Source organism: Cupriavidus sp. CuC1 (assembly GCF_044627735.1).
Taxonomy (GTDB): Bacteria; Pseudomonadota; Gammaproteobacteria; order Burkholderiales; family Burkholderiaceae; genus Cupriavidus; species Cupriavidus ulmosensis.
Genome location: NZ_JBIUHC010000045.1, coordinates 52,329 through 65,056 on the forward strand (window position 1 = coordinate 52,329; position 12,728 = coordinate 65,056).

Sequence of the window (12,728 nt, forward strand, 5' to 3'; positions counted from 1 at the left end):
CTGACCTGCCGACGAATTCGTCGGCAGAAAATCGCGAGCCTACTCGACGGCAGGTCTTGCCCAGTCTTCGAAGAGAAGGTCAGGCACACGTTTGAATTCGCGCACGTTGTTGGTCACCAGCCGAGCACGAGCGGAGATTGCATGTCCCGCGATGGCAGCATCGGTCTCACCGATCGGCGTGCCACACATATGCCAGCATATGTCAATTTGGACGAGTGCATTATTCGCCACTAATGGCACGCTAACAAACGGAGCCCTTGCGCCACGATGCGGAGGCTTCATCCAGGCGCTTCTGTTCGGCCACCAGCTTCCCTGACGTGCCCAGAAATCGGCTCAGGCCCGGAGTTGCTGTCCCGCGACATCCTTGCCGGATACAATTCGGCAGCGCCTGACCTGTCCAAGACGTCCAATACCGATCTGACCCCATTCATGCCTAACCCTACCCGGGCCTTCCTTCTGGGCCCGCTGCTCAAAGGCGTTTCACGCTCTTTCTACCTCACCCTGCGCGTGCTGCCCGCCGGCATGCGCGATCCAATCGGCCTGGCGTATCTGCTGGCCCGCGCCGCCGACACCATTGCAGACACCTCGCTGATTCCGCCGCAGCAACGGCTGGATCTGCTGCTGGCGCTGCGCGACCAGGTCAACGGCGCCACCGACGACGGCACGCTCATGCCGCGCCTGGCGGCCGAGGTTGCCGGGCAACAAGCGCTATCGGACGAGAAGGTCCTGCTTGAATCGTTGGGGCCGGCGCTCACTGTGCTGTCTCAATTGAGCCAAGCCGACCGCACGGCGGTACGCGAAATCGTGTCGACCCTGACGACCGGCATGGAATTTGATCTGCGCACCTTCCCTGATGAAAACTCCGGGCAGATTGGCGTGCTGCGCGAATGGCAGGAGCTGGACCGCTACACCTACCTGGTCGCGGGATGCGTGGGCGAGTTCTGGACCAAGATGACCTACGCACATATGCCCGGAACCCTCAAAGGGGATTCAGAGGCGATGCTGCTGCGAGGTGTTCGTTTTGGCAAGGCGCTGCAAATGACCAATGTGCTGCGGGACTGCGCCAAGGATCTGCGTATCGGCCGCTGCTACCTGCCTGGGCAGATGCTGGATCGGCATGGACTGACGCCGCAGGACCTGTTGGTGCCGAGCAATTCCGCGCGTGCGAAGCCGCTCTTGTTCGAGTTGATCCGCAAGACGCTGGCGCATTTTCGCGAGGCGGTTGACTACACGTTTGCCATTCCGGCGTTCTCTGTGCGATTGCGGCTGGCCTGTTTGTGGCCGGTGCTTATCGGATTGGAGACCCTGCTGCTGTTGGTCAACAATGACGATTGGCTGGATCCGGCGAAGGTGCCCAAGATACGGCGGGGTGAGGTGTATCGGATTGTGGGGTATTCGGCGTTGATGGCGCCGTCCAATGGGCTGCTGCGGATTTGGGTCGAGCGGTTGATGGGAGGGATCGAGGCGCGGCTGGGAGGCGAGCCCAGCGGCGGTCGATAGCCGCCGCCACCCCGCCCCGACGATCCGAGTGGACAGGAGCGGCGATTCAACGCCAGCAGGGGATGGGTCCCTTGGCGGGCAGCAATCACTTGCTGCTGGTGTGGCTGTCGCCCCCAAGCGGATCGACAATGATCATCGTGCGATCCAGCACCCCGCGATCGTCAAAGTAGGCGCTGAAGTGGGCCGGCTGGTAGGCGCCGATATACATCCGGTACGACCATGCCTCGCGCTTCATCAGCGGGTAGTACTCGACCGGTTCGCGAGGTAGCCCGAAACGTTGGGCCACGTCCTGTTTGGTCCACGTCCCTGGACGCGCCTCATAGATCTCTTTTTCGGTCAACATCTGGCGGAACCCGGTGAGGTTTCCGCTGGCATCGAAATCCGCCGCGTAGACGGCGAAGCCGAGCGGCTGCTTCGAGTAGATCCAGCGGCTGGTGCCGCCGGCGAGCTGGTAGGTCTCCGTGGGCTTGCCAAAGGTGTCACGCACGGCGCTCTCCGGGCCGCCGATCATTTTTTGCGCGGTCTCGACCGGCTGCAGGGATGCACAGGCGCACAACGCGACCGCAGCGGCGGTAGTCCCTATCCACCTGGCTAAGCGATATTGCATGACCATTCTCCATCGTCGGCGCGGGTTGTGTTCCCGGGCCAGGAACCCTTCCAGCATAGCTCAAGCACGTGCATGCGCTACGCACCCTGCCATCACGGTAAACGCTTCTGGCGGCCGAATTATTCCACCGGTTTCCACCGGTCCGGTCGGTCCGGTCGGTCCGGTCGACAGTGACGAAGCCGGCCTCAACAAACGTACCCCTCTATAAAGCAAAACACCGCCGTGCCGCTCCCGTACTCGGTGTCGCGCAGCGTGAATGCACCTGACAGGCAGATGAACGCGGTCATGCAGGCCAGGACAACAAGCAGGCAGATTGCCAGAATGGACAGATTTTGCATGGCTAACCTTGACTTCAACGAAGCAGCGGACGCCGAAACGATGATCCGGCGAATGGGGAAACCCGGGCGCCAGTCTCAAAGCCGGCGCTTATACCCCTTTACGCATTTCCCATGCCGGCGCCGGAAGAGCGAAAAAGCGCCCGAATGTGCTTCGGAAGGAAGCCACGCCGTCAGTGCTGTTGGGCCGCGCCAAACACAGGGGTTGGCGGCTCCCGAACTGTTCCCTGGGCGGACACCTCGATGCTGCCGCTCAACGCGCGACGCTTAGCCGGACAGCGCCCCGCTAGAATGTCCGGAAATGTTCTGCTCTGGTCCGCATCCGGCCTGTCGCGGGTGCGGCGCACGGCTTAGTCGCGCGCGAGTTGATTGTGCAATCCTCGCTCGACATGGAGGCCGTCGGGCGGGCACGGCCACCTGATCTCGCCAACGCCGCAGCACTACCGGGAGCTACCGGGAGCCCTATTTCGCGCCCCCCTCCACCCGCCGCAAAGCCGCCCCCACTTCTCCGTAAAACTCCCGCAGCGCTGCCACCTCCAGGTCGGGCGGCAGCAACGCCGGCCAGAGCAGCGCCACGATATCCTTGGCGGTCCGCTCGATATCCACCGGCCGTTGCCTGGCGATTGCGTCCCAAAGGATGTGTTCCATCGGCCCGAAGATAGCCGAGCGCAGCAAGCTCAGCGGCAGGTCGGCCCGGATCTCCCCGCTTTCCCGCGCGCGCGCAAGCATATCCATCAGCGGCGCGGTGTACCGCCGTTGCAGCGGCACGAACACTTCGCCCAGCCCCGGCCCCCTGGCGCGGCCTTCGGAGAGCACCAGCGCACATAGCCCGGTGCCCTGGATCAGGAACAGCCGCAGGTGCGTGTGCACGAAGAACTCGAGCTGCGCCTTGGTGCTCTGGTCGCGCGGCATGCCGTCTTCCACCGCCGCGATGATTTCGTCGTACCAGTCCTCGATCACCCGCACGCATAACTCGCGCTTGCCGTGGAAGTAGGTAAACACCGTGGCTTCGGAGATGCCCAGGCGCTGGGCGATCTCGGTGGTGGTGGTGCGCTCGTAGCCCATCTCGGCAAAGACTTCGCGGGCCACGCGCAGGATGTCGCGGATGCGTTGCTCCGCCTTGGCGCTCGCGGGGACGCGGCGCCGCACCATGATGTCGTCCATCGACGTGTTACCTCGCTTGCCGGAAGCCGGCGATTATAGTGCGGCGCAGCATAAAACGGATGCCCGGGCACGCCTTGGGGGCCGCTCGCCCCCGTCACCGGATTGTAATTGATCTTTACTCAATTCGTGGTTGCAATTTTTCGAGTCTGCGTGTACTTTTCCAGTCAACGCCACCGTCTCGATGCGCTACAGGACGGGAAGAAGGCCAGAATATATGCGCATTCCCCGACTTGAGCCTCACTCAACAAAGTTGATTAAACCTCAAGAAACCGGGATACAGACAATATTGCGACAGCGCTTTGGAGACGAGTATGACGATGCAGGGTGCCGCTAGCCCAACGATCTTGCCCATTGGCGGGCTCTCCCATGTACGGGGCGTGACTGATATTCCCCTGTCCGAGCTGACGGTGCCGGCATTGCTTGCCGAAACCGTGGAGCGTTTCCCGGATCGCGAGGCGGTGGTGTTCCGCGAGCAGGGCATCCGCTGGAGCTGGCGGGAGTTTGCGCAGGTGGTGGACGCCATGGCCGGGGGCTTGCGCCTGCTGGGCCTGGAGCGCGGGGACCGCATCGGGATCTGGTCCCCGAACCGGGTGGAGTGGCTGGTGACGCAGTTCGCAACCGCGCGCCTTGGGCTGGTGCTGGTGAACATCAATCCGGCTTACCGCCTGGCGGAGCTGGAATATGCGCTGAACAAGGTGGGCTGCAAAGCGATCGTGGCGGCGGAGTCCTTCAAGACGTCGCGTTACCTGGAGATGCTGCAGACGCTGGCGCCGGAGCTGCAAAGCTGCGAGCCGGGCGCGCTGCAGGCGGCGCGCTTGCCCGCGCTGCGCTGGGTGATCCGCATGGGCGGCGCGCGCACGCCCGGCATGCTGAACTACGATGCGCTGCTTGCGCATGGCACGCATGCCCTCACCGGCGAGCTGGACGCGATCAGCGCGCAGCTGGACCGCTACGACCCGATCAATATCCAGTTCACCAGCGGCACCACCGGCGCGCCCAAGGGTGCCACGCTGACGCACCGGAACATCGTCAATAACGCGCGCTTCATCGCCATGGCGATGCGCTTCTCCGAGCAGGACAAGCTGTGCATCCCGGTGCCGTTCTATCACTGCTTCGGCATGGTGCTGGCCGTGCTGGCCTGCGTGTCCACCGGCGCTTGCATGGTGTTCCCCGGCGAGGCGTTCGAGCCGGCGGCGACCATGGCCGCGGTCAGCGAGGAGCGCTGCACGGCCTTGCACGGCGTGCCGACCATGTTCATCGCGCAGCTGGATCATCCGGATTTTGCCAAGTACGATTTCTCCACGCTGCGCACCGGGATCATGGCGGGCTCGCCCTGCCCCATCGAGACGATGAAGCGCGTGATCTCGCAGATGCATATGGCGGAAGTGACGATCGCCTATGGCATGACCGAGACCAGCCCGGTGTCCTTCCAGAGTTCCACCACCGATCCGCTCGACAAGCGCGTGACCACGGTGGGATTGATCCAGCCGCATCTTGAAGTGAAACTGGTGGACGGCATGGGCGAGATCGTGCCCGTTGGCGAAAAGGGCGAGTTGTGCACGCGCGGCTATTCGGTGATGCAGGGTTACTGGGACGATGAGCCGCGCACCCGCGAGGCAATCCGCGATGGCTGGATGCATACGGGCGACCTGGCCACCATCGACGCAGAGGGTTACTGCAATATCGTGGGCCGCGTGAAGGACATGCTGATCCGCGGCGGCGAGAACGTCTACCCGCGCGAGATCGAGGAATTCCTGTTCCGCCACCCGAAGGTGCAGGCGGTGCAGGTGTTTGGCGTGCCCGACCCCAAGTACGGCGAGGAAGTCTGCGCGTGGATCGTGCTCAAGCCGGGCGAGACGGCGACAGAGGACAATATCCGTGCTTTCTGCCGCGACCAGATCGCGCACTACAAGATTCCGCGCTATATCCGCTTTGTCGACGAGATGCCCATGACCATTACCGGCAAGGTGCAGAAGTTCGTGATGCGCGAGCGCATGACGCTGGAACTCGGGCTGGACGAGACCAAGACCGCCTGATTCCAATCCCACTTTCATTTGACATCGGGCTGCGCTCCCCGGCAGCCCCACTCAACACGATAACGAGCACTCCCATGAACGAACTCCCAGGCCTCAATTTCCATCTCGGCGAAGATATCGACATGCTGCGCGAATCCGTGCGCAACTGGGCGCAAGCCGAACTGGCCCCGCGCGCGGCACAGATCGACCGCACCGACCAGTTCCCTATGGATGCCTGGAAGAAGATGGGCGACCTCGGCGTGCTCGGCATCACGGTGGCAGAGGAGTACGGCGGCGCCAATATGGGCTACCTCGCCCACATGATCGCCATGGAAGAGATCAGCCGCGCCTCGGCCTCGGTCGGCCTGTCCTACGGCGCGCACTCCAACCTGTGCGTGAACCAGATCCACCGCAACGGCACCGCTTCGCAGAAGGCGAAATACCTGCCCAAGCTGGTCTCCGGCGACTGGATCGGCGCGCTGGCCATGAGCGAGCCCAATGCCGGCTCCGACGTGGTGAGCATGAAGCTGCGCGCGGACTTCAAGGGCGACCACTACGTGCTCAACGGCACCAAGATGTGGATCACCAACGGCCCGGACTGCGACGTGCTGGTGGTCTACGCCAAGACCGAGCCGGACCTTGGCGCGCGCGGCATGACCGCCTTTATCGTCGAGAAGGGCATGAAGGGCTTCTCGGTGGCGCAGAAGCTGGACAAGCTCGGCATGCGCGGCTCGCACACGGGGGAGCTGGTGTTCCAGGACGTGGAAGTGCCGGTGGAGAACATCCTTGGCGGCGAGAACCTGGGCGCCAAGGTGCTGATGAGCGGGCTGGACTATGAGCGCGCGGTGCTCTCCGGCGGCCCGGTAGGCATCATGCAGGCGTGCATGGACGTGATCACGCCGTACATCCACGACCGCAAGCAGTTCGGCCAGAGCATCGGCGAATTCCAGCTGATCCAGGGCAAGGTGGCCGACATGTACACCACGCTGCAGGCGGCACGCAGCTACCTGTACACGGTGGGCAAGAATCTCGACTCGCTCGGCACCGAACACGTGCGCCAGGTGCGCAAGGACTGCGCCGCGGTGATCCTGTACACCGCCGAGAAGGCAACCTGGATGGCCGGCGAATCCGTGCAGATCCTGGGCGGCAACGGCTATATCAACGACTACCCGGTGGGCCGCCTGTGGCGCGACGCCAAGCTGTACGAGATCGGCGCCGGCACCTCGGAAATCCGCCGCATGCTGATCGGGCGCGAGCTCTACGCCGAAACGGCCTGAGCATCCAGCCGACGCCTGCGCACTCACAGCACCAGCCACAAGCACAAAGACGCGAGACCGACACCTTATGCCCACGCTCGAAACCAAACTCAATGCGCGCTCGGAATCCTTCCGCGCCAATGCCGACGCCATGCAGGCGCTGGTCGCCGACCTCAAGGCGAAGATCGCCAATCTGGCGGAAGGCGGCGGCGAGGAAGCCCGCGCCAAGCACCTCGGGCGCGGCAAGCTGCTGCCGCGCGAGCGTGTGCAGCAACTGCTGGATCCAGGCACGCCGTTCCTGGAACTGTCGCAGCTCGCGGCTTACGACATGTACGACAATGCCGCGCCGGGCGCTGGCATCATCACCGGTATCGGCAGCGTGGCCGGGCAGGAATGCGTGATCGTCTGCAACGACGCGACCGTCAAGGGCGGCACCTACTACCCGCTCACCGTGCGCAAGCACCTGCGCGCGCAGGAAATCGCCGAGCAGAACAACCTGCCCTGCATCTACCTGGTGGACTCGGGCGGCGCCAACCTGCCAAACCAGGACGACGTGTTCCCGGACCGCGACCACTTTGGCCGCATCTTCTATAACCAGGCCAATCTGTCCAAGGCGGGCATCCCGCAGATCGCGGTGGTGATGGGTTCGTGCACGGCCGGCGGCGCCTATGTGCCGGCCATGAGCGATGAATCGATCATCGTCAAGAACCAGGGCACCATCTTCCTGGGCGGCCCGCCGCTGGTGAAGGCGGCCACCGGCGAGGAAGTCACCGCCGAGGACCTGGGCGGCGCCGATGTGCACACGCGCCTGTCTGGCGTGGCCGATTACTTTGCGCAGAACGACGCGCATGCGCTGTCGCTGGCGCGCAATATCGTGCAGCACCTGAACCGCCGCAAGCCGGACCAGATCCGCCTGCACGAGCCCCTGCCCCCGCGCTATCCGGTGGAGGAGCTGTACGGCGTGATCCCCACCGACACGCGCAAGCCCTATGACGTGCGCGAGGTGATTGCGCGCATCGTGGACGACTCGGACTTCGACGAGTTCAAGGCGCGCTACGGCACCACGCTGGTGTGCGGCTTTGCGCGGATCTGGGGCTATCCGGTTGGCATCATTGCCAACAACGGCATCCTGTTCTCGGAGTCCGCGCTCAAGGGCGCGCACTTTATCGAGCTGTGCTGCCAGCGCAAGATCCCGCTGGTGTTCCTGCAGAACATCACCGGCTTCATGGTGGGGCGCAAGTACGAGAACGAAGGCATTGCGCGCAATGGCGCCAAGATGGTGACGGCGGTGGCGACGGCGCAGGTGCCGAAGTTCACGGTGATCATCGGCGGCTCGTTTGGCGCGGGCAACTACGGCATGTGCGGGCGCGCTTACTCGCCACGCTTCCTGTGGATGTGGCCGAACGCGCGAATCTCGGTGATGGGCGGCGAGCAGGCGGCCAGCGTGCTGGCTACCGTGCGCCGCGACGGCATCGAGGCCAGGGGCGGTAGCTGGAGCGCGGAAGACGAGGACAAGTTCAAGCAACCGATCCGCGACCAGTACGAGCACCAGGGCCACCCCTACTACGCCAGCGCGCGGCTGTGGGATGACGGCGTGATCGATCCCGCGCAAACCCGCACGGTGCTGGGCCTGGGCCTGTCGGCCAGCCTGAACGCGCCCATCGGCGAGATGAAGTTCGGCGTGTTCCGCATGTAATTGCTTGCGCAATCACACACGCAAGAGCCACCGATACCGAATCTGACCGGACCGAACCGTACAGGACACCACCATGGAATTCACCACCCTTACCGTCACCGCCGCGCAGCACGTGGCCACCGTCACGCTGAACCGGCCGGACGTGCGCAACGCGTTCAACGAAACCGTGATCGCCGAGCTCACCGGCGCCTTTCGCGCGCTCGGCAGCGAGCCCACGGTGCGCGCCATTGTGCTGGCGGGCAGTGGCCCGGCCTTCTGCGCGGGCGCCGACCTGAACTGGATGAAGAAGATGGCCGGCTACTCGCACGACGAGAACCGGTCGGATGCGCTCACGCTGGCGCAGATGCTGCACACCATCTGGGCCTGTCCCAAGCCGGTGATCGCACGTATCCACGGCGACACCTATGCGGGCGGCGTGGGCCTGGTTGCCGCCTGCGACATCGCCGTGGCCGCGGAGACGGTGAATTTCTGCCTGTCGGAAGCGCGCCTGGGCTTGCTGCCCGCCACCATCAGCCCCTACGTGATTCGTGCCATGGGCGAGCAGGCAGCGCGCCGCTACTTCATCACCGCCGAGCGCTTCGGCGCGGCCGAGGCGCTGCGGCTGGGCTTTGTGCATGAGGTGGTGCCGGGCGACACGCTGGACGCCAAGGTGGACGAGCTGGCCGCCGCGCTGGTAGCCAACAGCCCCAACGCCGTGCGCGAGAGCAAGCGGCTGGTGCAGGAAGTGTCCGGCCGGGCCATTGACGATGCGCTGCTGGCGGATACCGCCGACCGCATTGCCGCGATCCGCGCGTCGGAAGAAGGCCGTGAAGGCGTGCGCTCCTTCCTGGAGAAGCGCTCGCCGTCCTGGCGGCCTGCCTGAGCCAATGCACCCAGCCAATCGAGCGCACCCGCCGCGCGGCCACCGCAGCCGCGCCGCCTGAACGAGAAAACTAGGAACAGTCATGTTCAACAAGATCCTGATCGCCAATCGCGGCGAAATCGCCTGCCGCGTGGCAGCCACCTGCCGCCGCCTCGGCATCCGCACGGTGGCCGTCTACTCCGACGCCGACGCCAATGCCCGCCACGTGGCGCTATGCGACGAGGCCGTGCATATCGGCGGCGCCGCCGCGCGCGACAGCTACCTGCGCGGCGACCACATCATCGAAATGGCCAAGGCCACCGGTGCGCAGGCCATCCATCCGGGCTACGGCTTCCTTTCTGAAAACGATGGCTTCGCCGATGCCTGCGCCGAAGCCGGCCTCGTCTTCATTGGCCCGCCGGCATCGAGCATCCGCGCCATGGGCAGCAAGAGCGCCGCCAAGCGCCTGATGGAACAAGCCGCGGTGCCGCTGGTGCCGGGCTACCACGGCGAGGATCAGGACCCCGCCCTGCTGCGCCGCGAAGCCGACCGCATTGGCTACCCGGTGCTGCTCAAGGCCAGCGCCGGCGGTGGCGGCAAGGGCATGCGCGTGGTCGAGGCCAGCGAAGGCTTCGAAGCCGCGCTGGCGTCCGTCAAGCGCGAGGCCAGCGCCAGCTTCGGCGACGACCGCGTGCTGGTGGAGAAATACCTGACCCGTCCCCGCCATATCGAAATCCAGGTGTTTGCCGACACGCACGGCAACTGCGTCTACCTGTTCGAGCGCGACTGCTCGGTGCAGCGCCGCCACCAGAAGGTGCTGGAAGAAGCGCCGGCCCCAGGCATGAGCGAGGCGCGCAGGCGGGCGATGGGCGATGCCGCCGTGGCCGCCGCGCAGGCCGTGGGCTACGTCGGCGCCGGCACCGTGGAGTTCATCGCCAACCAGGACGGCTCGTTCTACTTCATGGAGATGAACACCCGCCTGCAGGTGGAGCATCCCGTCACCGAGATGATCACCGGGCAGGACCTGGTGGAATGGCAGCTCCGTGTGGCTTCCGGCGAACCGTTGCCGCTCAAGCAAGATCAGCTTCACATCCACGGCCACGCGCTGGAAGCCCGCGTCTACGCCGAGAACCCCGACAAGCAGTTCCTGCCCTCCACCGGCACGCTGCGCTACCTGCGCACGCCGGCGGCGGTGACGTTCACGCTGGGCCAGGACGGCAGCGGCCCGGCGGGCGTGCGCATCGACTCCGGCGTGCGCGAGGGCGACACCATCAGCCCGTACTACGACCCCATGATCGCCAAGCTGATCGTGTGGGGCCGCGACCGGGAGGAAGCCCTGGCGCGCATGGCGCAGGCGCTGGCCGAGTATCACGTGGTGGGCCTGTCGACCAATATCGCCTTCCTGCAGCGGTTGGTGACCTCGCAGGCGTTCCGCACCGCGGATCTCAACACCGGGCTGATCGAGCGCAACCAGGCGGCGCTGTTTCCCCCGCCCGCGCCGGTAGGCATGGAGGTGATCGCCCTGGCGGTAGCGGCGCTGGTGGATGCGGAAACCCGCGCACGCCGCGTCGATCCGGCCGATGCGCATTCGCCCTGGCAGCATGCCGGCGCATGGCGCCTGAACGGCGATGCCAGCAGCCAGTACCGCCTGCGCACCGCCGAAGGCGAAACGCTGGCCAGCCTGCGCGGCGACGGCGGCAAGCAATGGCTGACCGTGGGCGGGCAAACCATGCCCTTGCGCGCGGCCAGCCATGCCGGCAGCCACACGCTCGACCTTGGCGAGCGCACGGTCAAAGGCAACACGCATATCGACGGCGACACGCTCTACGTGTTCAGCGGCAAGCAGCAAACCCGGCTGGAGGTCATCGACCCGCTGGCCCATGCGGGCAGCGCCGATGCCGAAGGCGGCAAGCTGGTGGCGCCGATGCCGGGCCGCATCATTGCCGTGATGGTCAAGGCAGGCACCGTCATCGGCAAGGGCGATCCGCTGATCGTGATGGAAGCCATGAAGATGGAGCACACCCTGACCGCGCCGGCCGACGGCGTGGTGCAGGAAGTGCTTTACGGTGTCGGCGACCAGGTGCAGGATGGCGCTCAGTTGGTGACGCTGGAGGACTTGGTGGCGTGAGTGAAGGCATGCCTTTTGGGGGGTGCCGCTTGTAGCCCCGCTGACGCGGGGGGATGCGCTTGTTGGGTGGGGTTTTACTGCTTCTAGCTGCTGACGCAGAATAGGGTGAGTGGGCAGTGTTTTAGCGCTTCTAGCTGCTGTCGCGGCTGTACGGGATTGGCCGTTTTAGAACGTGTGAGATGTCACTTTTCTTTACTCGCCCGTAAAGAAAAGTAACCAAAAGAAAGCGATCCTTGCAGGAGGCTGGCGTGGCGTCATTGGGGACCCCAGCGGTGTCGTCGTCAGGCCCCGGGTTTTAATTAACTCGTGCCGTTACCGATTTAAATGGCCACGATCCTTTTAATGACGCTGGTTTCGTGGTGAGGCCCCCGGTAGCAGCATCCCTGCCTATTCACCCATCTGCCGGTACCGGCGCAAAGCGCCACGATATATCACACCGTGATGGTTTCGTGGTGGGGTGGGCGCGGCAATCCACCCAAGTTAAGCCTCCCTCAGCAAGCCTTATAGGCGGCATGTCGATGAGGCTTATTAGGTGGGGGGTGTCCGACCAATCCACCCAAGTTAAGCCTCCCTCAGCAAGCCTTATAGGCGGCATGTCGATGAGGCTTATGACGAGGCGGTCGAGGCTTGGCGCGATCCGGTCGCACGCGATGGATACGTGTTGCGATCAAGGTCAAGGTTTCATTCAGAGCAGCCTTGGCCCATCGCAGGCCGAGCAGCACCGCAGGCAGGACACGTTTGAGGGCAGTGATGGCGTAGGTCCGGTTGATCCGATGGTCCGAGTCAATGTCATGTTCCTGCGCGGCGGTGAGGCAGCACAGGGCGTGTAGGTTGTCGCAGAGGATTTTGGCACCGAAGTCCTGCCTGGCGGCCAACTGTGAGAGGCCGGACAGGTGTTCGAGTGCCATGCGGTGTTTGAGACGTTTAAACGCCTCCTCCAGGCGCCAGCGCTGGTGATAGAGATCGCGGAAGGTGGCAGCCGGATAGCGGTGCATGTCGAGCAGATTGGTGATGAGCACGCGCACCTTACCGGCTGGCGAGATCTGCCGGATCAGCCGGACGGTCTGTGGGGTAGCCGCACATTCATAGTCGCGCGCGTCATTGCGGGTTGGAGCCGGGAGCGTGACGATGGCCTCGTCGCGGCCGGAGCGGACGAAGTGTCGCACGGCGGTAAAGCCGCTGCCGT

General features: G+C 64.6%; 10 protein-coding genes. 6 read left to right on the forward strand and 4 right to left on the reverse strand.

All coding sequences use genetic code 11. The annotated features are described in order from the left end of the window. Window positions 1-429 precede the first annotated feature (429 nt). Window positions 430-1,500 carry a phytoene/squalene synthase family protein gene (locus tag ACGLHR_RS20385; protein WP_400096093.1) on the forward strand — a complete coding sequence of 357 codons (1,071 nt, stop codon included), beginning with the start codon at window positions 430-432 and terminating at the stop codon, window positions 1,498-1,500. A gap of 85 nt (window positions 1,501-1,585) precedes the next feature. Here ACGLHR_RS20385 and ACGLHR_RS20390 read toward each other — a convergent pair whose 3' ends face one another. The 3 genes from ACGLHR_RS20390 to ACGLHR_RS20400 all read right to left on the reverse strand — a co-directional run bounded on the left by ACGLHR_RS20390 (window position 1,586) and on the right by ACGLHR_RS20400 (window position 3,606). Further along, window positions 1,586-2,107, reverse strand: coding sequence for a hypothetical protein (locus tag ACGLHR_RS20390; RefSeq protein WP_400096087.1), 522 nt, complete (start codon window positions 2,105-2,107; stop codon window positions 1,586-1,588). 185 nt (window positions 2,108-2,292) lie between these two features. After that, window positions 2,293-2,445, reverse strand: a complete 153-nt coding sequence (locus ACGLHR_RS20395) for a hypothetical protein (RefSeq protein ID WP_318234094.1) — start codon at window positions 2,443-2,445, stop codon at window positions 2,293-2,295. A 459-nt stretch (window positions 2,446-2,904) separates the two neighbouring features. Continuing rightward, on the reverse strand, window positions 2,905-3,606 hold the full coding sequence (locus ACGLHR_RS20400; RefSeq protein ID WP_400096088.1) for a TetR/AcrR family transcriptional regulator: 702 nt from the start codon (window positions 3,604-3,606) through the stop codon (window positions 2,905-2,907). Between the two features lie 311 nt (window positions 3,607-3,917). On the opposite strand from ACGLHR_RS20400, the gene ACGLHR_RS20405 reads away from it, so the two are divergent. The 5 genes from ACGLHR_RS20405 to ACGLHR_RS20425 all read left to right on the forward strand — a co-directional run bounded on the left by ACGLHR_RS20405 (window position 3,918) and on the right by ACGLHR_RS20425 (window position 11,542). Then, the gene (locus ACGLHR_RS20405) at window positions 3,918-5,642 is read left to right on the forward strand and encodes an AMP-binding protein (RefSeq protein WP_400096089.1); all 1,725 of its coding nucleotides are present in this window, start codon (window positions 3,918-3,920) and stop codon (window positions 5,640-5,642) included. A gap of 74 nt (window positions 5,643-5,716) precedes the next feature. Beyond that, on the forward strand, window positions 5,717-6,898 hold the full coding sequence (locus ACGLHR_RS20410) for an isovaleryl-CoA dehydrogenase (RefSeq protein WP_400096090.1): 1,182 nt from the start codon (window positions 5,717-5,719) through the stop codon (window positions 6,896-6,898). A gap of 67 nt (window positions 6,899-6,965) precedes the next feature. After that, window positions 6,966-8,573, forward strand: coding sequence for a carboxyl transferase domain-containing protein (locus ACGLHR_RS20415; RefSeq protein ID WP_318234090.1), 1,608 nt, complete (start codon window positions 6,966-6,968; stop codon window positions 8,571-8,573). Between the two features lie 73 nt (window positions 8,574-8,646). Next, on the forward strand, window positions 8,647-9,435 hold the full coding sequence (locus ACGLHR_RS20420) for an enoyl-CoA hydratase/isomerase family protein (protein ID WP_318234089.1): 789 nt from the start codon (window positions 8,647-8,649) through the stop codon (window positions 9,433-9,435). 82 nt (window positions 9,436-9,517) lie between these two features. After that, window positions 9,518-11,542 carry an acetyl/propionyl/methylcrotonyl-CoA carboxylase subunit alpha gene (locus tag ACGLHR_RS20425; protein WP_400096091.1) on the forward strand — a complete coding sequence of 675 codons (2,025 nt, stop codon included), beginning with the start codon at window positions 9,518-9,520 and terminating at the stop codon, window positions 11,540-11,542. A 572-nt stretch (window positions 11,543-12,114) separates the two neighbouring features. Here the strand turns inward: ACGLHR_RS20425 and ACGLHR_RS20430 are convergent. After that, window positions 12,115-12,728 (reverse strand): transposase (locus ACGLHR_RS20430; protein WP_400096092.1); only part of this gene is annotated, 614 nt, incomplete at its 5' end.